Here is a 24676-nt window from a genome sequence, read left to right as displayed (position 1 = left end):
TGTCAGGCCGGCTGCACCACGGCGGGAGCTTCGAGTTCGTAGCCGAGACGGTCGAGCACCTCGCCGGTCGCGCGGGCGAAGTTGAGCGTGATGAAGTGCAGGCACGGCGCACCCTCGGAGATCAGCCGCTCGCACATCTCCGTCGCCACCTCGATGCCCACCTCGCGCACCGCGGCCCGGTTCTCCTCCGGACCGTCGCCCGCCGCGCGCCGCAGCCGCTCCTCGAGTACGGGCGGCAGATGCGAACCCGACAGTTCGAGGCTGCGCCGCGCCGAGCGCAGCGACGTGATGGGCATGATCTCGGGGATGATCGGCTTGAGTCCCTGCTCGGCGTCGCAGGCCACGACCCGGTCGCGCAGACGCAGGTAGTGCTCGACGTCGAAGAACATCTGGGTGATCGAGTACTCGGCGCCCGCACGCAGCTTCTGCACGAGATAGCGGGTGTCGTGGTCGAGGTCCGGGGACCGATGGTGTCCTTCGGGGAACGACGCGACGCCCACGTGGAAGTCCCCGAGATCGCGCACCAGCCGCACGAGTTCGTCGGCGTATTCGAGACCCTCCGGGTGCTTCTCCCACTCGCCGAGCGGGTTGCCCGGCGGGTCGCCGCGCAGGGCGAGGATGTTGGTGATGCCGCGATCGGCGTAGGCGCCGACCATCGCGCGCAGTTCGTCGATGCTGTGCCCGACGGCCGTGAGGTGCGCGACCGGCAGGAGGGTGGTCTCCTCGGCGAGACGTCCGGTGACCCGGACCGTACGGTCGCGGGTGGATCCCCCGGCGCCGTAGGTCATCGATACGAAGGCCGGACCGAGACGTTCGAACGTCCGCACGGCACGCCACAGTCGTCCCTCGGCCTCGGCGTCGCGAGGCGGGGAGAACTCGACGGAGAACGGAATGCGGCCCGAACGCGCGGACCCGAGACGGTCCACGATCGACGGGGTCCGAGAAATCCCGCCGTCCTCGGTTGCCCTGACGAAGTCGCTTGTCACCGGTCCAGCATAGGTGGCGCCCCCGGGGCGGTCGCTACCGGCGACGACCCGACTGTGCGGATAGGCTGGTCGCGGCACCTCCGGCTCACCCGCCTCCGAGGCGCCGTCACCCATCGACCTGGAGGTTTCGTCCTGTCTACCGGCGCCGATCACTTGTCTGCCGAGCAGCTCCCCCATCGGGTGGAGGACTCCCTCCGGCAGTTCTTCACCTCACGCTCCGACCTGGTCGACTCGGTGGGCGGTGGATACCGGCAGGCCGTCGACACGCTCGAGGCGTTCGTGCTGCGCGGGGGCAAGCGGGTCCGTCCGCGTTTCGCCTGGACGGGCTGGCTGGGCGCCGGCGGTGACCCGACCGGGCCGGACGCCGAGGCCGTCCTGCAGGCGTGCTCCGCCCTCGAGCTCGTGCAGGCCGCGGCGCTCGTCCACGACGACATCATCGACGCCTCCACCACGCGTCGCGGATTCCCCACCGTGCACGTCGAGTTCACCGAGCAACACCGGAAGGCCGGCTGGCACGGCAGGTCGGAGCAGTTCGGCGAGTCGGTCGCGATCCTGCTCGGCGACCTCGCCCTCGTGTGGGCGGACGACATGCTGCACTCGGCCGGGCTCGACCCCGCGACCGTCGCGCGCGTGGTCCCGGCCTGGGCCGCGATGCGCACCGAGGTGCTCGGCGGGCAGTACCTCGACATCGCCAACGAGGTGGCGGCGGACGAATCGGTGGAGGCCGCCACTCGGGTCAACCGGTTCAAGACCGCGGCGTACACGATCGAACGCCCGCTGCACATCGGCGCTGCCCTCGCCGGCGCCGACGACGACCTCATCGCCGCCTACCGCCGCTTCGGCACCGACATCGGCCTGGCGTTCCAGCTGCGCGACGACCTGCTCGGTGTCTTCGGCGACCCCGAGGTCACCGGCAAGCCCTCGGGCGACGACCTGCGCTCGGGCAAGAGGACCGTCCTGTACGCGCTGGCGCTCGAGACGGCCGACGCGTCCGATCCTGCCGCGGCCGAGCTGCTGCGCACCTCCATCGGGACCGATCTGTCCGACGGGCAGGTCGAGCAGCTCCGCTCGCTGCTCGTCGATCTCGGCGCGGTCGCCCGGATCGAGGACCGCATCACGGCACTGACCGACAGCGCGTTCGAGGCGCTCGAGTCGTCCGGCGCCACCGAGGAGGGCAAGGCCCTCCTGCGCGAGTCGGCGGTCGCCGCGACCCGACGGGTGGCGTGAGGACGGTGCGGACGGTTCCCGGCGCCGACCGGGTCGTCGTGGTCGGTGCCGGTCTCGCCGGTCTGTCGGCGGCCCTGTACCTGCGCGGTGCCGGTAGGGACGTGACGGTGCTCGAACGCGTCGACGAGGTCGGTGGCCGGGTCGGCAGCTATCGAGGCCCGGGCTACGAGATCGACAACGGCGCGACCGTGCTGACGATGCCCGAGCTGATCGACGACGCGCTCGCTGCGGTGGGCGCCGACCGGAACTCCGTCCGGCCGGCCCTGCGCACCCGGCGACTGTCCCCCGCCTATCACGCACGGTTCGCCGACGACACCTCGATCGACGTGCACTCCGATCCCGACGCCATGGTCGCGGAGATCTCGCGGGTGTGCGGACCGGAGGAGGCACGCCGCTATCTGCGGTTGCGCGCGTGGCTCGCCGACATCTTCGACGCCGAGTTCGACCGCTTCATGGACGCGAGTTTCGACTCGCCGCTCGACCTGGTCTCGTCCCCGGCGGCGCTACGCGACCTGGCGCGTCTGCTCCGGCTGGGCGGATTCGGCAGGCTCGGCGCTCAGGTGAACCGCAGGATCACCGACCCGCGCCTGCGCCGCGTCTTCACGTTCCAGGCGCTGTACGCGGGGGTTGCTCCGGCGCGGGCCCTCGCCGTCTACGGGGCGATCGCGCACATGGACACCTCGCTGGGCGTGTACGCGGTGGACGGCGGTATGCGGTCGGTCGCCCGCGCGATGGCCGCGGCGTTCGTCGAGGCCGGTGGACGGCTCGAACTCGGCCGGGAGGTGACCTCGCTCGATCTGTCCGGCGGACAGGTCGACGGTGTCCGCACCCGCGACGGGGAGCGTTTCCCGTGCGACGCGGCCGTCCTGACCCCCGACACTCCGGTGGTCGACGGGTTGCTGCCACGCCGTCGGCGCCGCCGCACGCTGGCCGCCCCATCGGCCGTGGTGCTGCACGGGTCGATCCCCACCGGCGTGACCCGCGGTTGGGCGGCGCAACACCACCACGTGATCGACTTCGGCGGTGAGTGGGACCGCACCTTCGCGGAGATCACCCGCAGCCGCGGACGCGGCCGGCCGATGTCGGATCCCTCGCTGCTCATCACGCGACCGGCCCTGTCCGATCCCGGCCTGCGGTTCGCCCGGGAGGGGGTCGAGCACGAACCGTTGTCGGTGCTGGCGCCGTGCCCGAACCTCGACAGCGCTCCGCTCGCCTGGGCCGAGCTCGCGGTCCCGTATCGCAACGAGCTGCTCGACGTCCTCGACCGCCGCGGATACGGCGGGATCACGGACGGTTTCCGCGTCGACCACATCGACACACCCGCCACCTGGCACGCTCGCGGCATGCAGGCGGGCAGCCCGTTCTCGAGCGCTCATGTCTTCCGGCAGACGGGGCCGTTCCGGCGCCGCAACCTCGATCCGGCGGTCCCCGGTGTGGTGCTCGCGGGGTCGGCGACGGTGCCGGGCGTCGGTGTCCCCACCGTGCTGTTGTCCGGAAGGCTCGCCGCCGAACGTCTCGGTGTTCCGCGAAGGCGGTGACACCGGGCGCACCGTGCTCCGCGTCTCCACTAAACTGTCCTCGTTCGCCAGCTATCTGCGCGCCGCGCATCCACACGTCCACGGGGGAGGAACCGTACCGATGTCGTCCCCTGCCTCGCCCGACGCCGAGCCGCAGACCTCGACCGCGCCGGAGGGGACGGTGGCGCCGACGGGTGAGCGTCCGAAGCAGGCATTCCTGAGGAGTCCCGCCGGCCACGCCGCGCTGCTCGGCGCGTGGGGCGCGGTACTCATGACCTTCGGCAGTTTCGGGTCGGGCAGTGTCCGCCGCGTCGACCCGCTGCTCGAGGACATCTACCTGTCGTGGCTGCGCTTCGGCCACGGCCAGCTGCTCTCGCGGATCATCCTGTGGGTCGGTGTGCTCGTCATGATCGCGGCGTGGGTGCGCGTCGGCCGGGCGACCCTCGCCGGCCACGTCACGGTGCGCGATCTGTGGACGGTGCTGCCCGCATGGACCGCTCCCCTGCTGGTCGCGACCCCGATGTTCAGCCGCGACGCCTACTCCTACCTCGCGCAGGGCGCACTGCTGCGCGGCGGCTTCGATCCGTACGAGGTGGGCCCGGTCGTCAATCCGGGCGTCCTGCTCGACAACGTCAGCAATGTGTGGACGACGACCACCACGCCGTACGGGCCCGTCCACCTCCTGCTCGGTGCGGGCATCACGTCCATCACCGACGACAACGTGGTGACGGGCACCTGGTTGTGGCGCCTGACCATGCTTCCCGGCCTGGCGCTCATGGCGTGGGCCGTGCCGAAACTCGCCCGTCGCATGGGTGGGAATCCCGCGATCGCCCTGTGGCTCGCGGTCCTGAACCCGCTCGTGCTGATCCACCTCGTCGGCGGTGTGCACAACGAACTGCTGATGGTCGGTCTCATGATCGCCGGCATCGTGCTCGTGCTCGAGGGCCGGCACATCAGTGGCATCGCCCTGGTCTCGCTCGGCGCCGCGATCAAGGCCACCGCAGGATTGGCGCTGCCCTTCCTGGTGTGGGTGTGGATGATCCACGAACGCGATCGTGCGCGCGCCGAGGGACGCGAGCCGGCAGCGCCCGTCCGGCTGTTCGCCAAGGCCGCCGGTCTGGGACTGGTCGTCTTCGCCGCGGTCTTCGGCGGCACCTCGCTGCTCGCCGGTGTGGGCATCGGGTGGCTCACCGCCCTGTCCGGCTCGTCGAAGATCATCAACTGGCTGTCGCTGCCGACGATGATGGCGCACGCCGTCACCTGGGTCACCCCGTGGCGGCTCGGATCGGTCCTCGACATCACGCGCATGCTCTGCGCGATCGCGCTGGTGGTGATCCTCGTGTGGGCGTGGTGGCGCTTCCGCCGCACCGAACGCGACGCGATCTTCGGGATCGTGGTGGCACTGACCGCGGTGACCCTGCTCTCGCCCGCCGCGCTGCCCTGGTACTACTCCTGGCCGCTCGCCGTCGCCGCCGCCTTCGCGATGTCCCCCCGGGTGCTCATGGTGCTCGTCGCGTTGTCGACCTGGTTGATGCTGATCTTCAACCCCGACGGGTCGATCGGGATGTACAACATCGCGCACGTCGCACTCGCGGTGTTCGCCTCGATCGTCGCGGCCCGGTCGCTGGTCACCTACGACCCGCTGCGTCTGCGGTTGCGGCCACGTGCGGCATCGCCCGCCGGCGCCGCCCGGGACGACCGTGCCTGACCGCCCCACGGGGATCGCGGCCGACGATCTCACCCGGGCCTACGCCTACTGCGCCGAGCTCACCGCCGAACACGGACGCACCTACAACCTCGCGACCCGGTTGCTGCCGGCGCCGCGACGACACGCCGTGCACGCGCTCTACGGCTTCGCCAGACATGTCGACGACATCGTCGACGTCACTGCCGTGGACGACCCCGAGGCCGCGATCCGCGGTGTCGACGACGCGCACACCCGCCTGCACGCCGCACTCGCGGGTGATCCCGGCCCACTCGACGACACGGGTCTCGTGGTCCGCGCGCTCGCCGACACGATCCGGCAGTACCGCATCCCGATCGAGTACTTCGACGCCTTCATCCGCTCCATGCGCATGGACGTGCCCGGCACACCCGGGTTCCGGCCCCACTACCGGACCATGGCGGAACTGCGCGAGTACATGTACGGCTCGGCGGCGGTGATCGGTCTCGAACTGCTGCCGATCCTCGACGTCGACGATCCCGCCGCCCCGCCGGCCGCAGCCGCGCTCGGGGAGGCGTTCCAGCTCACCAACTTCATCCGCGACGTGGGCGAGGACCTCGAACGCGGACGCGTCTACATCCCGCTCGACCTGTGGTCGGCGTTCGGGGTCGACATCGACCTGCTGCAGGAGTGCCGGCGCACCGGCGCGGTCGATCCGAGGGTCCGGCGGGCGCTCGCCCACGCGGTCGCGCTGACCCGCGCCGAGTATCGCAGGGCCGAACCCGGGCTGGCGGTACTCCCCGACCGGATCCGGCCCGGTATCCGCGCGGCCTTCACACTCTATGGGCGGATCCTCGACGAGGTCGAACGCAGCGGGTTCCGGGTGCTCGACCGGCGCGCGACGGTTCCGCGCCGCACGCGTGCCGCGGTCATGCTCACCGAGTACGTCGCCGGCTCACTGCTCCGGCAGCGGTAACGGCGCCCCGGAGACTCAGAAGGCGCGGAGACTCAGAAGGCCCGGAGGCTCAGAAGGCGAGCGCCTGCGCCCGACGCATGACCTCGCGCGCGGACTGCGTGTGCATCGCGGCCACCGGGCATCCACCGGGAAGGGAATCGTCCTCGGTGAAGAGCCATCGCAGGATCTCGTCGTCCTCGTAACCGCCGTCGTGCAGCACCGCGATCAGGCCGGGAAGACCCTTGAGAACGTTCCCCTCGTCGTCGAGGAAGGCCTCGGGCAGGACCGGCACGCGGTCGCGCTTGAACGCCAGCAGCTGCCGGTCGCGCACCATCTGCTGCACGCGGGAGGTGGCGACGCCGAGGCTCTTGGCCACGTCGACGAGCTGCACCACGGGGACGGAGCGGTCGAGAACGTCGTCGCAGTAAGGGATTGCACTCACCCCACCACGTTATCGCTGCGGCCTCGCGGGCAGCTACGCGGCTACCGTCCACGGGAGCTGGCTACGATCGACGGGGACGAAATCGCTCCGCCGACGCGGAGCCGGAGCTTCGTCACGTCGATACCTCGAAGGCCCGGGTACCGGCGTCCCACCATCACGCACGAGACACGGGGGTACACCGGGTGACCGCTGGAGGCGACCGACTGGTCGGCGTCGTGCTCGACCGGCGTTATCGCATCGAATCGCAGATCGCGCGGGGCGGCATGTCGACCGTCTATCGCGGCACCGACCTGCGTCTCGACCGTCCCGTCGCCGTGAAGATCATGGATCCGCAGTTCGCGGCCGATCCCCAGTTCCTGGCACGGTTCGAGTTCGAGGCCAGGTCTGTCGCACGACTGACGCATCCCGGGCTCGTCGCGGTCTACGACCAGGGCCAGGACGGCGATCACGTCTTCCTCGTGATGGAGCTCGTCGAGGGCGGCACCCTGCGCGAACTGCTGCGCGAACGCGGGCCGATGCCGCCGCACGCCGCAGCTGCCGTGGCCGCGCCGGTCCTCGGAGCCCTCGCGGTCGCCCACCGGGCGGGTCTCGTGCACCGCGACATCAAGCCCGAGAACATCCTCATCTCCGGCAACGGTGAAGTGAAGATCGCCGACTTCGGGCTCGTCCGGGCGGTCGCCGCCGCGACCACCACCTCGCGCAGTGTGATTCTCGGCACCGCGGCGTACCTGTCCCCGGAGCAGGTGACCGTCGGGAGCGCCGACGCGCGCAGCGACGTCTACTCCGCCGGTGTGCTCGTCTACGAGATGCTCACCGGCCGCACCCCCTTCACCGGCGACACGTCCCTGTCGGTGGCATACCAGCGCGTGGAGAAGGACGTGCCGGATCCGAGTTCGGCCATCGACGGGGTCCCGCCCGAACTGGACACCTTCGTCCGCCGGGCCACCGAACGCGAACCGTCGGAACGCTACGCCGACGCGCAGGTGATGGCCGACGCGCTCGGCGAGATCTGCGACACGCTCGATCTCCCCCGCTACCGGGTTCCGGCTCCGAGACGATCCGCGGTGCGGACGCCTCCCGTGGTGGACTCCGACGCCGCGGCACCGACCCGCACCGTCGACGGCGCCGCTGCCGGGCATGCCGATCCTGCTCCGGCGACGACGGTCCTTCCCGGCTCGGCCGCCGCGAACTCGCACGCTCCGACGACCGTGCAGACCGCCGTGCCGGCCACGTCCGACCCGAATGCAACGGCCACGCCCGGCCCGCATGCTCCGGCCACACGTCCGCATCCGACCCGGGTCGCGACCCGCACCCATCCGCGTCCCGACACCGAACCGGTGGCACCCCGGCCCGACTACGCCGCCGACCGTCGCCGTCAACGCCGGTCCGCCGCAGGCTGGATCGCCGCGATCATCGTGCTCGCGTTGTTCATGGGGATCGCCGGGTGGTGGCTCGGCGCCGGCCGCCTCACCGACGTCCCGACCGTCCTGGGACTCGACCGGGCGGCGGCCGTGTCCGCGATCGAGACGGCCGGGTTGTCCAGCGAGATCCGGGGCGAGTACTCCGACGACGTTCCCGTCGACACCGTCCTGGGCACCGACCCCACCGCGGGCTCACGTGTCCCCGACGGCGACACGATCGCGTTGCTCGTGTCGCTCGGCAGGCCCACCGTCCCGTCCATTCCCGGCGCCGGCGAGAGGTCCGTCGTCGAGGACGAACTGCGGAGCCGCACCTTCGAACCGGTCGAGGGCGGCACCGCGTTCAGCACCACGGTGCCCGAGGGTGGAGTGGCCGCGCTCGACCCCGCCCCCGGAACCGTCCTGCCCGTGGGCGCGGAGGTCGCGCTCGTGATCAGCAAGGGATCACCCCCGGTGACCCTGCCCGACCTCACCGGACGCCCCGTCGACGAGGCGCGTCGCATCCTCGACGAAGCGGGTCTGACCGTCGGCGAGATCCGTGAGGTCTTCGACGCCGACGTCGACGAGGGACGGGTCGTCGGCACCGACCCGGAGGAGGGCGAAGACGTCGGTGCCGGCGGAACCGTCACCCTCCTTGTATCCAATGCAGTGAAGGTGCCGTCGATGTTGGGACGCTCGGTGGGCTCGGCCCGCGACGAGCTCACCCGCCTCGGATTCGAGGTCGAGGTGCGGCAGCTCGGCGACTCCGACCGCTCGGTCGTGATCGGCCAGAATCCCGGGGCGGGCCGGAGAGCAGAACAGGGCAGCACGGTCACGCTGACCGCACTGCCCTGATCCGACCGCCTGTCCCCTACCCGCGGGGCATCTTCGCTGTCATCAACCGCGGAGCATCTCCCCTGTGATCAACCGCGGAGCATCTCCGCCACGAGGAACGCGAGTTCGATCGACTGCTGCGTGTTCAGCCGCGGATCGCACGCCGTCTCGTAGCGACCGTGCAGGTCGAGATCCGAGATGTCCTGCGCACCGCCGAGGCACTCGGTGACGTCCTCGCCGGTGAGCTCGACGTGGATGCCACCGGGATGCGTGCCGAGCGCGCGATGCACCTCGAAGAAGCCCTGCACCTCGTCGACGATGCGGTCGAAGTGACGGGTCTTGTAGCCGGTGGACGCCTCGTGGGTGTTGCCGTGCATCGGGTCGCACTGCCAGATCACCTTGTGACCGGAGGCCTCGACCCGCTCGATGATGCCGGGCAGCAGGTCGCGGACCTTCGAATGACCCATCCGGGAGATCAGGGTCAGCCGGCCCGGCGTGTTGTGCGGATCCAGGCGCTCGACGTACTCGACGGCCATCTCCGGGGTGGTCGACGGACCGATCTTCAGACCGATCGGGTTCGACAGCAGCTCCGCGAACGCGATGTGCGCGCCGTCGAGCTGACGGGTGCGGTCGCCGATCCACAGGAAGTGGGCCGACAGGTCGTACAGGCGCGGCTTGTCGCCCGAGTTGTCGAGGCGCAGCATCGCGCGCTCGTAGTCGAGGACGAGAGCCTCGTGGCTGGCGTAGATCGTCGCCGCGCGCAGGTTCGGGTCGACGACACCGCAGGCGTCCATGAACCGCAGGCCGCGGTCGATCTCGGAGGCGAGCGCCTCGTACCGGGCACCGGCGGGCGAGGCCGAGACGAACGCCCGGTTCCAGTCGTGCACGCGGTGCAGGTCGGCCTCACCGGCGGCGGTGACGGCACGCACGAGGTTCATCGCGGCGCTCGCGTTCGCGTAGGCGCGCACGAGGCGCGACGGATCGTGCCTGCGCACCTCGGCATCGGCGACCAGCGAGTTGACCATGTCGCCGCGGTAGGACGGCAGACCGAGCGCGTCGGTGTCGGACGAGCGCGGTTTGGCGTACTGGCCGGCGATCCGCGCGACCTTCACGACCGGCGTCGACGCACCGTAGGTCAGCACCACCGCCATCTGCAGCAACGTGCGGATGTTGCCCTTGATGTGCGGCTCGGTGTTGTCCGCGAACGTCTCGGCGCAGTCGCCACCCTGGAGGAGGAAGGCCTCACCGCGAGCGACGGCGGCGAGCTGGGTCTGCAGCTCCTCGACCTCGCGGGGCACGGTGATGGGGGGCACGCTCTCGAGCACGGTGCGCATCGCCGCGGCCTGTTCCTCGGGCCAGCTGGGCTGCTGCAGCGCCGGCTTTGCGAGCGCCGCGTCGAGGTCGGCACGCAGCTCCTCGGGCAACGGGGGAAGTTCGGGCAAGCGGTCGATCGGCACGTCGACAGTCCAGTTCACCCGTCCAGGATATGGCGTGACGGCCGAAAGCGGCGCAGCACCCCGTTACCCGCGTCACCGCGATCGGCGAGCAGCCTCGATCGCCTCGAACTTCGCGAGGTTGTGGCGGGCGTCGGCGAGCGCGTCGTGGTTGTCGTCCGGCGCCGGGGGCAGGGGCGGGGAGCCCGAGTCCTCCCAATACTGCCGGAGCTCACGGGTGAAGCGGGGCAGGACGTCCGGGAGTTCGGGCATGGTCCCCCAGAGCTGAACGAGCACGACGTGGTCGTAGGCCCCGATCCACGCCCACAGTTCGGGCCGGATGCCCGGTCGGGGCACGAGGAACTTCAGCAGGTCGTCGCGGATCCTCGATCGCGACTTCCAGGCGGGGTGCGCCGGGGGCGGGAGCTTCGGGAGGACGTTGCGACGCACCCAGGCACCGGCCCGGGTCGGGTCGAACTCGGTCGACACCGCGTAGAACTCGCGGCCGTCCTCGCAGGCGACACCGATCGAGACGAGTTCGATCGTGCGTCCGTCCTCGATGAACTCGCAGTCGTAGAAGTAGCGCACCTGCTCACCCGGCACGCGTGTCGGGAACACGGTCCGCGACGGAACCGTCCTGCGGCGCAGTCGCGGCACTGCCGTTCGTCGACGCGTCCGTGTTCCCGGCCGTGCCCGACTCGTCCGCCGAACTCTTGTTCTTGAGGGAGGCGGCGTAGATGTCGACGTACTCCTGGCCCGACAACTGCATGAGCGAATACATGACCTCATCGGTGACGGTGCGCTCGACGAAGCGGTTGCCGCCCATGCCCTCGAACCGGGAGAAGTCGATGGGCTCGCCGATCCGCACGGTGATCTTCGCCGGTCGCCACATCTTCGACCCGATCGGGTTCATCCGGTCGGTGCCGATCATGGCGACGGGGATCACCGGGACGCCGGTCTCCAGCGCCAGTCGCGCCAGGCCGGTCTTGCCCTTGTAGAGACGGCCGTCGGGCGAGCGGGTGCCCTCGGGGTAGATGCCGAGCAGCTTGCCCTGGCCGAGCACCCGAACCCCGGCGTTGAGCGCGTCCTGCGCGGCGTCGGCGCCGGTGCGGTCGATGGGGACCTGCCCGACCGAGGAGAAGAACCAGCGCTGGAAGGCGCCCTTGAGTCCGGTACCGGTGAAGTACTCGCTCTTGGCCAGGAAGGTGATCCGCCGGCGCACGAGGAGGGGAAGGTAGAACGAATCGAGGACGGCCCGGTGGTTACTGGCCAGGATCGCCGGTCCGTGGGCCGGAATGTTCTCGCCGCCTTCGAACTTCGGACGTCCTATGAGCCACAGCAGCGGTCCCAGGAGGACGTACTTGAACAGCCAGTACCACATGGCATCCTTCCCGAATCCGATCATCCCCCACGCGGATCGGTGCAGCACCGCCCGCCGGTCGACTCTACGACGACGCGACTACCACTCGCACATCGCCTCAGTGCCCGACCCCACCCTTTCACCGTCGACGTGACGATAATCTCACCTACAGCGGCGGTCGTGAGGTGTCGATCGCGGATCGGGCGAGATCGGCGGCACCGATGAGCCCGGCGGCGTCGCCGAGCTGCGCGACCCGGACGCGTGCGAGGGGACGATGGCCGGCGCCGGTGGTCACGGCCGCGTAGTGCTCGCGCGCGGCGTCGAGGAACAGCGGCGCGGAACCGGAGACCCCTCCCCCGATGACGACGAGCTCGGGGTCGTAGACGTCGGCGACGAGCGCCAGTCCGAGCCCGAGCCTGCGGGCGAAATCGTCGAAGGCCGCGAGCGCGACGGGGTCGCCGTCGTGGGCCGCGCCGGCGATCCGCCGGCCGGTGAGCGATCCGGGATCCGAGGCGATCTCGCCCGCGAGAACGGACCGCCCGGGTTCGGCCGCGAGCATCTCGACGGTCGTGTCCACGAGACCCGTTCCGCTGCAATACCTTTCCCAACACCCCTGCTTGCCGCACGGGCAGGGTCGACCGTCGGGCACGACCTGCAGGTGACCGAGTTCGGGCGCCACACCGTAGGCACCGCGATAGATCCTGCCGTCGAGCAGCAGCGCGGCGCCGATGCCCGTTCCGAGCGCGACCATCACCGCGATCGTGCTACCCGCGGCGGCGCCGAAGCGGTACTCGGCCCAGGCGGCTGCGTTGGCGTCGTGCTCGAGGACGACCGGCAGTCCGAAACGGTCGGTGAGAGTCTCGGCGAGCGGCGTGTCGCGCCAGGGCAGATGCGGCGCGAACCGCACGGTGGTGCGGTCCTCGGTGAGGAAACCCGCGACCCCCAGCCCGACCGCCGCGATGTCGTTGCGGTCGCGCAGATGCTCGACGAGTCGGTGCAGCGCGTTCTCGAGGGCGACCGCGGAGGACGGCGTCTGCGTACGCACACTGTCGACGACGTCGCCGTCCCGGTCGACGGCCGCCGCCCGGATGCTCGTGCCCCCGATGTCGATCCCGACGGTGAGGCGGGGATCGTGCGTGTTCACGTGCGGAGGTTGACGGAGATCGGCTCGAAGGCCGGACGATCCCGCGTCGGCGGATCGGGTGTCGGCTCCGGCGGGACGCCGCCGGTCGAGGGCAGGAACTGTGCGAGGAACTCCCGCAGCAGCGCGATCAACGCCGCCAGTTTCGACGCCAGCCTGCTGACCAGTTCGTGGTTCTCGCCGCGAACGAGGGCCGCGGCGGCGCAGAGCGGGCACCACGCGCAGCCGCTCGGGGACGTCGCGGTATCACCCGGCGCCGCCGAACCGGTCGCGGCATCGGCGGCGGGATGCGGAGCTGCTTCGCCGGTCGCAGCGACGAACTGCTGCACCGTGCCCTCGACACGGTCGAGCACGGCGTCGGCGAGCAGCAACAACTCGGAGATCAGGGCTTCGTGATCGTCCCTCACAGCGGCCACACCGCCGGATCCGGTACGAATCGCACCACCAGATCGGTTCCGTCGAACTCGGCATCGGAGACGGTGCACCGGCGCAGCCCCGACGCGAGTCGCACCCGGCGGCGCATGCCGTCGGCGCCGACGACGAGATCGTCGCCGATCCGCCCGAGTGTCAGGGACGCGGGGTCGGCGAGCGGCAGGTACATGCGCATCGCGTACACCGACTCCACCCCCGTTCCCGATTCGTGCAGCACCCGGACCGGCTCGTCGGCCTCCGACGAGGGAACGGGTGCGTCGCGGCGGAGCGCCGTGGCGAGCTCCTCCAGAGCTGCCAACCCTACCGGCTCCGCGGCACGGCGCTCGCACACGATCACCGGGACGTCGGTGACGGTCGCCCCGATCTCGGCGACGATCGCCTCGTGCGCGGCCCGCTGGTCGGCGAGCAGCCGCGCGGCCGCACCCGAACCGCCGATCGCAGGGACGATGCCGTTGACGACGACCGCGTCGACACGGAGACCGGACAGGGCGAGCCACGACCGCACCCGAACGAGCCCGGCACGACCGGCGCGGTCGGGCGTCGCCACGATCACCGCGGCGCTGCGTCCGCGATCGTCGAGCAGGTCGCGTACCGCGGCGATCCCCGACAGCAACCGATCGAACAGGGCGACGAAGACACCCGTGCGGGGGTCCGGACCGGTGGCCGCCGCCACCCGGCTGTGCTGGGGCCAGATCCGTTCGAGGGAGTCGGCGACGGTACGCGGCGCGGTGAGGGTGCGCAGGGCGTCGCCGGAGGCCGGGGCGTCGACGACGACGAGAGCCCACCTCCCGCTGTCCGCGAGTCGCGCGACCTCCGCGAGCACCAGCAGTTCCTCGACGCCGGGAAGTCCAGTCAGTTCGTCGGGCTCGGGCAGGTCGAACCGATCGGCGTGCTCGTGCGTCCCGGCGAGCGCCGCCATCGACGCGAGGACCGCGTAGCGCGAGCGGAGCAGCTGCAACGAGTCGATCTCGACCATGTCGAGGTTGTCCTCGACGGTGCGGATGTCCGTCGCGCCGGCGTCCCGGTTCGTGGCCGGAGGCAGGTCGAGCACGTCGCCGAGGGAGTGCGCCCGGTCGATGGACACGACTAGCACGGGCTCTCCCGCACGGGCGGTCGCGAGCGCCTCGGCCGCGGCCAGGGTCGTCTTCCCGGCGCCGCCCTTGCCGAGGAACCATCGCACGCGGGCCGGGGCGTGCCGGACGTTCAGCCCTCCACCTGCTTCTTGAGTTCCTTCAGCGCGGTGTCGGTGATGACCTTCTCCGCCTTGCGCTTGAACAGACCGATCATCGGGATCGTGAGATCCACGGTGAGCTGGTAGTCGACGACCGTGGTGCCGTCGGGGGTCTCGGTCAGCACGTACGAGCCGGACTGGGCCTTCTGGATCTCACCGCTCTCGAGTTCCCAGCTCACGGCACGGTTGTCGGACGCCCACTTGTACCGCAGGACGTAGGTGTCCTTGACGATGCCGGCGTCGAGGACGAAGCGCACGCGCTCGGCCCGGCCGTCGGGACGATGCTCCACGACCTCCACGGTCTTCGCCGCCGACACCCACGTCGGATAGGCATCGAAATCTGCGATGACCTCCATGACACGCTCGGCCGGCGCGTCGATGGTGATCGACCTCTTCGTCTTCTCGGCCATGTGGTGACGGCTCCCTTTCTCGGTCCCTCGGGTGTACACCGATCAGTCCCGCCCCGAGGGTCTATCACACACGTGGGAACAACGGTATCGGGACGACGCTCCTTCGGTGGCTTCAGTGTCGCGGCGGCTCACCGGCCGGACGACCGGCCTCGAGACGCTGCTTGACCTCGAAGGTCATCACCTTCCCCTGGACCCGACGCGTGCGGTTCATTCCCGCGAGGTCGAGACCCGCGACGCGCTCGGGCGCGACACCCACCGGCTCGCAGTGCAGGAAGTAGTGGATCACCGCGCCGTCGAGGACCGGCTCGATCCACACCTCCATCGTCCCTTCGAGCGGACCCGACACCGCCCACCGGATGCCCTTCTCGGCCCGGTCCTCCCGCACGGTCAGTGCGAGATCGGGCCACCACGCACGCCACCGATCGAGGGCCGCGACCTCCTCGGCGATGCGCTCCGGGGGCGCCGCTACGAAGGTCTGATCCGCCACCTGAATGCTGCTCACGCAGGACAGCTTCACATATCGTCCCGGCGGCCCGTCCGGTCACCCCGCCGACGGCGCCACGGTCTCGTTCGGGGGCGCCGAGGCGTCGAGGTAACCGCGCAATCTGGCGCCCAGGACGTCCCATCTCCAATCGGTGGAGACCCACTCACGACCGGCTGCCCCCATCGTGGCGGCCCGATCGGGATCGGCCAGGACACCGGACACCGCGGTCGCCACGGCCGTGACGGAGGTGCCGTCGACGACGTAGCCGGTGCGCCCGTCGCGCACCGTCTCCGGGGCACCGCCCGACCGGCCGGCCACGACGGGCACGCCGGTCGCGGACGCCTCGAGGTACACGATGCCCAGGCCCTCGACGTCGAGACCGCCGCCGCGGGTCCGGCACGGCATCGCGAACACGTCGGCGATGGTGTGGTGCGCGGCGAGCTCGGCCGACGGCACGGTACCGGTGAACACGACGTGCTCCTCGACATCCGTGCGGCGGGCGAGCTCCCGCAGGCGCGACTCGTACGGTCCGCCGCCGACGATCACGAGGACGGCACCGTCGATCCGCTTCCGGATCGCGGGCAGCGCGCGGATGAGCACGTCCTGCCCCTTGCGCGGCACGAGGCGCGACAGGCACAGCACCGTCGGCCGGTCGCCGAGGCCGTAGCGTGCCCGCAGTTCGGCGCGCGCCGCCGGATCGGGCCGGAAGACGTCGGTGTCCACCCCGGACGGCAGATGTTCGAGACCTGCTTCGGGGCCGAAGGCGGAGGCGAACCGCCCCCTCGTGTAGCGACTGACGTAGGTGACGGTGTCGGTGTGCTCGCCGATCTGCCGCAGCGCCTGCCGGGCGGCGGGCAACATCGACCATCCCACCTCGTGGCCGTGCGTGCTGGCGACGATGCGACGGGCGCCGGCGCGGCGCAGCACGGGGGCCAGCAGCGCCAGCGGCGCGGCCGCTCCGAACCAGACGGTGTCGCAGTCGTGTTCGGTGAGCAGCCGCGTGGCCCGTCGCGCGACGTCGGGGGTCGGCAGCATCAGGGTGGTGGGATGACGGACGACCTCGAAGGGGACCCGCGCGTCGAACTTCACGTGGCTGTCGCCGCGCCACCGCGGCGCGTAGACGACCAGGTCGTCGGACGGAAGCTGGTTCGCGAAGGCGTGCAGATAGGACTGGATGCCCCCGGGTCGGGGCGGGAAATCGTTCGTCACCAGCAGGGTCCGCGACATGGGACCACCGTAGAAGCAGCGCGACGGGAAGGCGTCGACGGGTCCCGGGCGGTGGCGGCGGTCGCAGGTTCCGGACGGTGCCCCGTCAGCGGATGTCGCGGATACGCTCCCCGAGCCAGCGACCCCAGCCGTCCACGAACTCGGCGGTGTCGACGCCGAGCAGGTCGACGAGCACGTCGTCGAGCCGCTCGTCGGTGACGGGACCCGCGGCGAGGGCGCGGTACAGGGAGACGAGGCTGTCGTGTCCGAACTCGTCCGCGGTGTACGCGGCGATCGACCACGAGCTCTCGTAGGCGAGCGCCGACCGGTCGCCGGTGAAGTCGCCATCGGCGGGCAGCGACGTCGGTGCACCCGACGCCCGCATCTGCCGGGTCAGCGTCGGCGCGATCCGCTGCACGTCGACCGGCCCTGTGCCGAGACCCTCCGCGGTCGTGCGGTGGCCGACGTAGTCGGCGAAGCCCTCGAGGACCCACATCGGTGAGCCGTCCACCGTGCCGGCCCGCGCGGCGACGTGCACCGTCTCGTGCGCGAGCACGATCCGTCGGGAGGTGTCGTCGAGCCGCTCGCTCGCAGCCGGATTGAAGACGATGCGCTGACCGGTGGCGATCCCGCGCTCGTGGTCGACATCGTCGGAAACCGCGACGGCCGCGATGTCGTCGCCGTCGTGCCGCGGACCGACGAGGTGCGAGAACTCCTCGCGTGAGGACGTCACGACCACCAGTGCGCGTCGCGGCCAGGAATCGCCCCACAGGTCGTCGACGGCCTCGACCACCGACGGCAGGTCCTCGGCCAGGTCGTCCACGAAGGCGGCGTTGTCCGGGTGTCCGATCACGAGTGAGCGACCACCCTCGGTCTGCGCGGTCGCGAGATGCAGGCGGCCGTGGTCCCACGGCCCTCGCCAGGTCACGGTCTGTGCCCCCGCGAGGTCGGGTGCGTCGTCGGCGATCCGCCAGCCCTGCGGCCGGTGGACGAACAGCACGGTGACCGGTCGCCGGGTGGGTACGTCGTCGACACCGTCCACGGCGTACCGCAGGTGGACGCGGTGCGCCCGTACCTCGTCGGCTGCGAACCGGGCGACCGTCCCGGGCGGCAGGGGCAGCGCGGGTTCGGAGGTGAGTTCGTAACCGAGATCGGCGAGGGGGACGGCGGAGATCGCCGCGATCCGCTCCCGCTCGGCGTCGAGGAGTTCCGGGGACGCGTCGTCGATCAGCTCCGCGAGGGATCCGTCGTCGCCGGTCCGGACGGCGTGCGCCCAGTCGTCGAGCACGACCTGCAGTTCGGCCCGTACCCGGCTGTCGGCGTCGTCGGTGTCCACGGGGTCGACGGCCAGCAGCAGTCCTGCCGTGACCAGGGCGACCACGAGTCCGGCCAGGCCGAGACGTTCCCACTCGCGGGTACCGGCGGTGAAGGACGATCGCGCGGGCACCGCGTCAGTCTAGGTCGGTGTCCGAGGGTGGTCCCGTACGCCCTCGCCCACCGGCGGCGATCCCGCCTCTACCCGGTCAGTACCGCCGGGCGCTGTGGAACGGGAAGCGATCGATCGACTGGACCTTCACCGGCACGCCGAAGGTCGAGGCGTGCACCATGTTGCCATCGCCGACGTACATGCCGACGTGGGAGGCGTCGTCGTAGAAGATCACGAGGTCGCCGGGCTGCAGATTGTCGCGGGAGACGGGGATGCCGCCCTGCGCCTGGGCCTGACTCGACCGGGGCAGCGACTTGCCGACCTGCTGGTACGCCCACACCATCAGACCGGAGCAGTCGAACTGGTCGGGGCCGGTAGCGCCCCACACGTACGGCGAGCCGATGCGCGACAGCGCGGCGCGGAGCGCGGCGCCGTTGCTGCCGGGGACGAGGTGCTGGAGGATCTTCTCGGCGTCGAGGCCCGGAGGGAAGGGAGTGCCGGCGAGTTCGGCCTTCTCGGCGTCGCTCAGCGCCTCGAAGGCGTTCAGGACCCCTTCGATCTGCTCCTCGAGTTCGGCCTGTCGCCGCTGGAGTTCGTCGCGGAGGGTCTGGGCCTGCTCGGCGGCGGCACGTGCCTCGTCGGCGGCGTGCTGTGCGGCCACGGCCGCCTCGGCCGCAGCAGCGGTGGCCGCCCGGAAGCCTTCGACCTCACGCGAGGTCTGCTCACCCAGGACGTCGAGCAGGACCATCTGGTCGAGCATCTGCTGGGGCGAGTCGCTCACCATCACGGCGAACAACCGGTTGGTGCGCGCACCGCGGTAGTTGGCCCGCGCGAGCTTGTCGACGGTGGGCTTGAAGCGGGCGATCTCGGCGCGAGCGGCGCCGAGGGCCTCGTCGGCCTGGCCTGCACGCACCTCGGCCTCGTGCTGCGCCGCGACCTTCGCTTCGAGATCCGCACCGGCGGCGTGCAGTGCCTCGGTGGCCTGTTCGCTGCGACGCGACAGATCCGCGAGGTGCTCCAGGCGTGCGGCCGGACTCTCACCTGCAGGTTGCGCCGTGGCCGGCGCCAGAGTGAAACCGAGGACCATCATCACGAGGGCGACGACGAGCGCCGGACGGCCGGTCCGTCGCCTGTCCGGCACTCGTACGAGGTGTTTCGTCCTGTCGGAAACCACGTGGGCTCGCATCCTTTCCCAAAGGTCTCGATCAGGTTACGGAATTGCATAGGTTTGTGTCTACCTGCGAGTAGCCCTCCCGCGCCGCGGCCGTTTGTGCAAGCAGTTCCTGCATCGGGAAGGACGGGCAGACACACGAGGAGGGTGGGTCCGGTACGTACCGGACCCACCCTCCTCGCGAAGTGCGTCGGCGCTGGAGCGGGGGGGGGAGCTCCGGCCGATCAGAAGCGACGTGCGCCGACCGATCAGAAGCGACGGGCGCCGTCGACAGGCATCGAGTTCAGCGGTGCGATCTTGACCGGCTGGCTCGAGGTGGAGGCGTGCACGATGTTGCCGCCGCCGATGTAGATGCCGGTGTGGCTGCCGCCGTAGAAGGACACGACGTCACCGGGCTGCAGAGCCGCGACGTCGACCGGAGCGCCGGCGGAGGCCTGCTCGTAGCTGGTGCGCGGGACGCTCAGACCGGCCTGCTTGTAGGCCCACTGCACGAGACCCGAGCAGTCGAAGGAGCTCGGGCCCGCAGCGCCGTAGACGTAGGGGGCACCGATCTTCGACTGTGCGGCGTCGGCAGCACGCTGGCCGACGGAGCTGAAGGGGGCGGTGAAGGAACCGGCCTGAGGCGCGGGGGCGGCCTCGGGGGCCGGCGGAACGATGTTGGCGATCTCCGGCGGCACGGTCACACCGGCCGGGAGGTCGAACGTTCCGACACCGGGAATGTTGATCGGCTCGGCCATCGCCGGGCCGGCCGAGACGGTGACTGCTCCGAGAGCAATGGCACCGGCGACGAGTGCGCGCCGGACGGTGCGCTTGCTGTTGTTCGAAACCACGAGGGGACGTTCTCCGTTTCTTCCGTTCACCCGCCGACCGAGTTAGCTGACGGGTTCGGGCCGGAAGATCAGCCCTACCCCTCCCCGCGAGCGGCGGAGGGGATTCACCCCGAGTACTACGTGTGGGTCCCCGGCTCGCCGCCCCCGAGGACGGGAGAAGCGATTAGGCGGTAACCGTGCGGCTCCGACCCGGGGGTGGGGCGGAAAACTCTCCGCTCGGTCTCGAAAAGATTACGAAACGGCATCGGTGAAGTCGACCGCCTCGCCGTTCGAGCCGACCGTTTCGGCCCGCTCCTGGGGGAATGCCGTCGCGGAGCAACGGTCCGATAACGGCGCGGTAACAGCCTCTGTTCGGCACACCTCCACCCGAGGGAGGCCCGGCGCCCGTTTCACCCGAGTCCTTTCCGGAAGAACCAGGTCAGAACGTCCGGACCTACCGGCTGTTCACGAGGCGATGCGCCCGATTCGCCGGTTTGTCGTCCTCGGAGGCCGATCGGTCTGTTTTCCGGCTTTCGTCTACCCCCTATCGGGCCGAGAAAAGCGCGATGTGATCCTCGTCTCCACCACCTCCGGCGGCCACTCCGAAGCCCGCTCGGCGGTGTGTCGGTGACGCTTCCTAGGCTCTGCCGCATGACCTCGCCGCAACCATCCGCCCTCGGCGTGCAACTCGGTTTCGACGAGCTCGACACTCCCCTGCGCGAGACCACCTTCGTCGTCGTCGACCTCGAGACGACGGGCGGGAAGGCTGCCGAGGACGCCATCACCGAGATCGGCGCGGTGAAGATCCGCGGGGGCGAGGTGCTCGGCGAGTTCGCGACCCTCGTCGATCCGGGACGACCCATTCCCCCGTACATCGTGCAGCTCACCGGCATCACCACAGCGATGGTCTATGCGGCGCCCAAGATCGAGGAGGTGCTGCCCGCCTTCCTGGAATTCGCGTCCGGAGCGGTGCTCGTCGCACACAACGCCGGATTCGATGTCGGCTTCCTCAAGGCCGCCACCGCGAAGTGCGAACTCGCGTGGCCCCGCTTCCAGGTGCTGTGCACCGTCAAGCTGGCCCGCCGCGTCCTCGGACGCGACGAAGCGCCGTCGGTGAAGCTGTCCGCATTGGCCGAACTGTTCCGGGTCTCCACCGTGCCCACTCACCGCGCCCTGGACGACGCGCGCGCCACCGTGGACGTCCTGCACGCCCTCATCGAGCGGGTCGGCAACCAGGGCGTCCACAGCCTCACCGAACTGCGCGACTACATGCCGGTGGTCACCGCCGAGCAGAGGGCCAAACGCGCGCTCGCCGCGCACCTTCCGCGCAGACCCGGCGTCTACATGTTCCGGGGACCGTCCGACGAGGTGCTGTACGTCGGCACAGCGGTCGATCTGCACCGGCGTGTCCGTACCTATTTCACCGGCTCCGAGACACGACCGCGGTTGCGCGAGATGGTCGCGCTCACCACACGCATCGATCACGTCGAATGCGCCCACGGGCTCGAGGCAGGTGTCCGCGAACTCCGCTTGATCGCGGCCCACACACCTCCCTACAACCGCAGATCGAAGTATCCGATGCGCGGTTGGTGGATCATCCTCACCGACGAGGCGTTCCCGCGCCTGGCCGTGAGCCGCACCCCCGGACCCGACTCGGTCGGCCCGTTCTCGGTGCGCGCCGACGCCGCGGACATCGCGGCACTGCTCGCGGAGATGTGCGGTCTGCGCACATGCACGCGCAGGATCGGCCGTACGGCCCGCCACGGCGACCGCTGCCCGCCCGTCGCCGTCGGAGGCTGTGCCGCCGCCTCCTTCGGAGTCCAGGACGCTTCCGCCTATGGGGCCCAGGTCGAGCGTGCGCGCGCAGTCGTCCGCGGGACCGCCGACGATGCCGTCGAGACGGCGCAGGAGCGCCTCGATGCCCTCGTACGCGACCAACTGTTCGAGAACGCCGCCCACCTGCGCGACCGCCTCGCCGCCGCTCTCGTCGCACTGCGGCGCACGCAACGCCTCGCGGCACTGGCGGCCGTCGACGAACTCGTCGCCGCGCGACCGCGGGCCGAGGGCGGGTGGGAGTTCGCCGTCGTCCGCGCCGGTCGTCTCGCGTCCGCCGGAGTGGCACCGCGCGGTGTGCGCCCGATGCCCGTCGTCGAGGCGATCGTCGCCGCGGCCGAGACGGTGCGGCCGTCACCCGGCCCGCTCCGCGGCGCGTCCCCGGAGGAGATCGGTCTGGTGGCGCGATGGCTCGACGGCGAGGGCATCCGCATCGTCCGGGCCAGCGACGGCTGGTGCGAACCGACGCGGGGTGCGGGCCGGTGGAGCGCGTGGGCCGAGCTCGCACGCGACGCCCGTGCTGTCCGCAGGCTCCTCTCCGCCGACGAGCCGCACCGCTTAGGCTGATGCAATCCCCGAGGAAGGTTGAAGGAGACCCCATGATCAACGCGATCGTCCTGATCGATGCCGAGGCGAACCGTATCCCCGAGACCGCGCAAGCGGTGGCCGACCTCGACGGCGTCGACACGGTGTACTCCTGCGCGGGCGACGTCGACCTCGTGGCCGTCGTCCGGGTCCGCGATCACGAGAAAATCGCCGACGTCGTCACCCGGGGCATCAACAAGATCGACGGCGTGACGAAGACCGTCACCCACATCGCGTTCCAGTCGTACTCGAGCGCCGACGTCGAGGCCGGCTTCTCGATCGGGAACTGACACCGGCAGCATCACCGACGACCGACGGGCCCGCACCTGTGCAGTGCGGGCCCGTTCGTGTGTCCTTACTGTTCTCCGGTCACTTCTGTCCGGAACCGGCACCCAGCCGCGTGGTGACCTCGGCCCACCGCTCCAGGACGGCCGTGGCCCGGCCGCTGTCGATCGCCTCCGCCGCCGTCCCGAGTCCGGCCGCGAGGGCATCCTCGAGAACGCCGTCGACGCCTCGGAAGGCTGCGATCGCCCCGGCCGCGTTGAGGAGCACGGCGTCGCGCACCGGTCCCTTCTCCCCCGCCAGGACGGCCCTCGCGACCGCCGCGTTCTCCGTGGCGTCGCCCCCGCGGAGCGCCTCGAGCGGAACCCGTTCGATACCCAGGTCGCGCGGATCGAGCGTCACGACCCGAACCTCGCCACCGTGGACGATGTGCACGCTCGAGGTCGTGGAGGTGGTCAGTTCGTCGAGACCGTCGTCGCCGCGCACGACGAGCGCCGAGTTGCCGCGCTGCGCGAGCACGCCCGCGACGGTCGGGACGAGCGGTTCGAAGGCGCATCCGATCAGGCCGGCGCTCGGACGGGCCGGATTGGTGAGCGGGCCGAGGACGTTGAAGACCGTCGGGATACCGATCTGCTTGCGCGGTGCGGCCGCGAAGCGCAGTGCCGGGTGGTAGACCGGCGCGAAACAGAATCCGATCCCTGCCTCGGCGACCGAGTGGGCCACCTCGTCGGGCCCGAGGTCGATGTGCACCCCGAGCGCTTCGAGCACGTCGGCGCCGCCGCTCTTGGACGAGGCGGCGCGGTTGCCGTGCTTGACCACGCGGATACCGGCTGCAGCGACGACCAGCGAGGCCATCGTGGAGATGTTGACGGTGTTCGCCCGATCGCCACCGGTGCCCACGACGTCGACGACATCACCGTCGACCGGGACCAGCCGGGCGTAGTCGAGCATCGTGTCGGCGAGTGCCCGCACCTCCTCGGGTGTCTCGCCCTTCATCTTCAGAGCGACACCGAAGGCCGCGATCTGGGCGGGGGTGGCGTTGTCGGAGAAGATCTCGCTCATCGCCCATCGCGCCTCGGCGGCGGACAGGTCCTGCCCGGCGGTGAGTACACCCAGGACGGAGGGCCAGTTCTGCGTCACCTCGTCCGCGTCTCGCGTCGCGTTCATCGCACCTGCCCTCGCCGCATCTCGCTCCTCACCGGGCACCGGCGTGCCCTCCGACCGGTCAGCTTAGCCAGCGGAATCCTGCGGTTGCAGAGCGTCCCATCCCAGGGCCGTTCCGCCGAGCCGCTGGGCGAGCGAGGCCATCCGCGACTTCTCCTGTGCACAGTGCAGCGCATCGAGGATCTGGACGCGTTGCAGGATCACGGAAGCACCACCGACGACGGCAGCGGGTGGAACGTTCCCGTCGTCGGTTCCGGCCACGACGTAACCGTCCTGCCCGGCCAGTTCCGCCGCCCGGTCCACCGTGTCGGCGGGCAGGGCCAGGTGGTGCCGCAGAACCGCCTCGTCCTCGGCCCGCCACGCAGGCGTCGCCTCGGCGGCACGCTCGAGTGCCGTCGAACACGCCTCCGCGTCGTCGAAGGACGAGACGACCACGACCAGGTCGGCCCGGTTCGCGTCGAGCGGTTCACTGCGCCGGCCGACCAGGGACCGCAGCCACCCCCGAAGACCCTTTCCGGTACTCATGTCACCACGATCGCACGTGACCTCCGCGACCCTCCGAAATGTCCCGTGTGACACCCCTCCGAGCACCCGCCACCGAGTGCCCACCTGGAGAAATACAGGTCCGGGACCTGCACGGACGCGCCGATTTCGGCCCCGATTGCCCAAGACGTACTACGACGGGTCA

Annotated in this window: 23 protein-coding genes and 1 riboswitch; of the genes, 7 read left to right on the top strand and 16 right to left on the bottom strand. The window is 70.7% G+C overall.

Annotated features, from left to right (window positions below):
- Nucleotides 1-2: 2 nt before the first annotated feature.
- Nucleotides 3-947 carry a methylenetetrahydrofolate reductase [NAD(P)H] gene (gene metF, locus B9C99_RS06265; protein WP_172414884.1) on the bottom strand — a complete coding sequence of 315 codons (945 nt, stop codon included), beginning with the start codon at nt 945-947 and terminating at the stop codon, nt 3-5.
- Between the two features lie 219 nt (nt 948-1166).
- Between metF and B9C99_RS06260 the strand changes: the two genes are divergently transcribed.
- The 4 genes from B9C99_RS06260 (at nt 1167) to B9C99_RS06245 (ending at nt 6369) form a co-directional block, all read left to right on the top strand.
- Nucleotides 1167-2213 carry a polyprenyl synthetase family protein gene (locus B9C99_RS06260; RefSeq protein WP_016693823.1) on the top strand — a complete coding sequence of 349 codons (1047 nt, stop codon included), beginning with the start codon at nt 1167-1169 and terminating at the stop codon, nt 2211-2213.
- A gap of 5 nt (nt 2214-2218) precedes the next feature.
- Complete coding sequence (gene crtI / locus B9C99_RS06255; protein ID WP_088897299.1) at nt 2219-3751, top strand: phytoene desaturase family protein; 1533 nt, start codon at nt 2219-2221, stop codon at nt 3749-3751.
- 100 nt (nt 3752-3851) lie between these two features.
- The gene (locus tag B9C99_RS06250; RefSeq protein WP_172414879.1) at nt 3852-5438 is read left to right on the top strand and encodes an alpha-(1->6)-mannopyranosyltransferase A; all 1587 of its coding nucleotides are present in this window, start codon (nt 3852-3854) and stop codon (nt 5436-5438) included.
- Entirely contained in the window at nt 5431-6369 is a 939-nt protein-coding gene (locus B9C99_RS06245; protein ID WP_088897300.1) for a phytoene/squalene synthase family protein, read from the top strand. The genes B9C99_RS06250 and B9C99_RS06245 overlap by 8 nt, the downstream gene beginning before the upstream one ends.
- Nucleotides 6370-6418: 49 nt before the next feature.
- On the opposite strand, the gene B9C99_RS06240 is transcribed toward B9C99_RS06245, so the two are convergent.
- Nucleotides 6419-6790 (bottom strand): Rv2175c family DNA-binding protein, encoded by a 372-nt coding sequence (locus B9C99_RS06240; protein WP_026061496.1) that lies wholly within the window; start codon nt 6788-6790, stop codon nt 6419-6421.
- Nucleotides 6791-6972: 182 nt separating this feature from the next.
- Between B9C99_RS06240 and pknB the strand changes: the two genes are divergently transcribed.
- Nucleotides 6973-9042: a Stk1 family PASTA domain-containing Ser/Thr kinase gene (pknB, locus tag B9C99_RS06235; protein WP_088897279.1), complete on the top strand. Its 2070-nt coding sequence runs from the start codon at nt 6973-6975 to the stop codon at nt 9040-9042.
- A 68-nt stretch (nt 9043-9110) separates the two neighbouring features.
- Here the strand turns inward: pknB and B9C99_RS06230 are convergent, their stop codons facing one another.
- The 12 genes from B9C99_RS06230 to B9C99_RS06175 all read right to left on the bottom strand — a co-directional run bounded on the left by B9C99_RS06230 (nt 9111) and on the right by B9C99_RS06175 (nt 20145).
- Nucleotides 9111-10496 carry a class II 3-deoxy-7-phosphoheptulonate synthase gene (locus B9C99_RS06230; RefSeq protein WP_016693829.1) on the bottom strand — a complete coding sequence of 462 codons (1386 nt, stop codon included), beginning with the start codon at nt 10494-10496 and terminating at the stop codon, nt 9111-9113.
- 54 nt (nt 10497-10550) lie between these two features.
- Entirely contained in the window at nt 10551-11042 is a 492-nt protein-coding gene (locus B9C99_RS06225; RefSeq protein WP_026061497.1) for a polyadenylate-specific 3'-exoribonuclease AS, read from the bottom strand.
- A 4-nt stretch (nt 11043-11046) separates the two neighbouring features.
- Nucleotides 11047-11835 (bottom strand): 1-acyl-sn-glycerol-3-phosphate acyltransferase, encoded by a 789-nt coding sequence (locus B9C99_RS06220; RefSeq protein ID WP_088897298.1) that lies wholly within the window; start codon nt 11833-11835, stop codon nt 11047-11049.
- A gap of 145 nt (nt 11836-11980) precedes the next feature.
- The gene (locus B9C99_RS06215; RefSeq protein WP_088897278.1) at nt 11981-12958 is read right to left on the bottom strand and encodes an ROK family glucokinase; all 978 of its coding nucleotides are present in this window, start codon (nt 12956-12958) and stop codon (nt 11981-11983) included.
- The gene (locus B9C99_RS06210; protein WP_088897277.1) at nt 12955-13371 is read right to left on the bottom strand and encodes a hypothetical protein; all 417 of its coding nucleotides are present in this window, start codon (nt 13369-13371) and stop codon (nt 12955-12957) included. The genes B9C99_RS06215 and B9C99_RS06210 overlap by 4 nt, the downstream gene beginning before the upstream one ends.
- Complete coding sequence (locus B9C99_RS06205; protein WP_088897276.1) at nt 13359-14567, bottom strand: ArsA family ATPase; 1209 nt, start codon at nt 14565-14567, stop codon at nt 13359-13361. Before B9C99_RS06205 ends, B9C99_RS06210 begins: the two co-directional genes overlap by 13 nt.
- A 23-nt stretch (nt 14568-14590) precedes the next feature.
- Entirely contained in the window at nt 14591-15028 is a 438-nt protein-coding gene (locus B9C99_RS06200) for an SRPBCC family protein (RefSeq protein ID WP_016693835.1), read from the bottom strand.
- Between the two features lie 112 nt (nt 15029-15140).
- Nucleotides 15141-15530: a polyketide cyclase / dehydrase and lipid transport gene (locus tag B9C99_RS06195; RefSeq protein WP_186455103.1), complete on the bottom strand. Its 390-nt coding sequence runs from the start codon at nt 15528-15530 to the stop codon at nt 15141-15143.
- Nucleotides 15531-15569: 39 nt separating this feature from the next.
- Entirely contained in the window at nt 15570-16739 is a 1170-nt protein-coding gene (locus B9C99_RS06190; protein ID WP_088897274.1) for a glycosyltransferase family 4 protein, read from the bottom strand.
- 85 nt (nt 16740-16824) lie between these two features.
- On the bottom strand, nt 16825-18165 hold the full coding sequence (locus B9C99_RS06185; RefSeq protein ID WP_088897273.1) for a hypothetical protein: 1341 nt from the start codon (nt 18163-18165) through the stop codon (nt 16825-16827).
- Between the two features lie 76 nt (nt 18166-18241).
- Complete coding sequence (locus tag B9C99_RS06180; protein WP_088897272.1) at nt 18242-19285, bottom strand: NlpC/P60 family protein; 1044 nt, start codon at nt 19283-19285, stop codon at nt 18242-18244.
- 278 nt (nt 19286-19563) lie between these two features.
- Entirely contained in the window at nt 19564-20145 is a 582-nt protein-coding gene (locus B9C99_RS06175; RefSeq protein WP_059380920.1) for a C40 family peptidase, read from the bottom strand.
- A gap of 15 nt (nt 20146-20160) precedes the next feature.
- Nucleotides 20161-20325, bottom strand: a riboswitch (cyclic di-AMP (ydaO/yuaA leader).
- A 450-nt stretch (nt 20326-20775) separates the two neighbouring features.
- Here B9C99_RS06175 and B9C99_RS06170 point away from each other — a divergent pair.
- Together B9C99_RS06170 and B9C99_RS06165 are read left to right on the top strand one after the other, a co-directional pair.
- The gene (locus tag B9C99_RS06170) at nt 20776-22524 is read left to right on the top strand and encodes a DEDD exonuclease domain-containing protein (RefSeq protein WP_088897271.1); all 1749 of its coding nucleotides are present in this window, start codon (nt 20776-20778) and stop codon (nt 22522-22524) included.
- Between the two features lie 32 nt (nt 22525-22556).
- Complete coding sequence (locus tag B9C99_RS06165; RefSeq protein WP_016693842.1) at nt 22557-22832, top strand: Lrp/AsnC family transcriptional regulator; 276 nt, start codon at nt 22557-22559, stop codon at nt 22830-22832.
- Between the two features lie 79 nt (nt 22833-22911).
- On the opposite strand, the gene trpD is transcribed toward B9C99_RS06165, so the two are convergent.
- Nucleotides 22912-23991, bottom strand: a complete 1080-nt coding sequence (gene trpD / locus B9C99_RS06160; protein WP_016693843.1) for an anthranilate phosphoribosyltransferase — start codon at nt 23989-23991, stop codon at nt 22912-22914.
- Nucleotides 23992-24054: 63 nt separating this feature from the next.
- A complete protein-coding gene (locus B9C99_RS06155; RefSeq protein ID WP_088897270.1) occupies nt 24055-24513 on the bottom strand; it encodes a hypothetical protein in 459 nt (152 codons plus the stop codon).
- Nucleotides 24514-24676: the final 163 nt, after the last annotated feature.

The organism is Rhodococcus sp. BUPNP1 (assembly GCF_002215235.1).
Classification (GTDB): Bacteria; Actinomycetota; Actinomycetes; order Mycobacteriales; family Mycobacteriaceae; genus Rhodococcus.
Note: the sequence above shows the minus strand (reverse complement) of the source record. Positions and strands in the feature narration are given on the sequence as shown.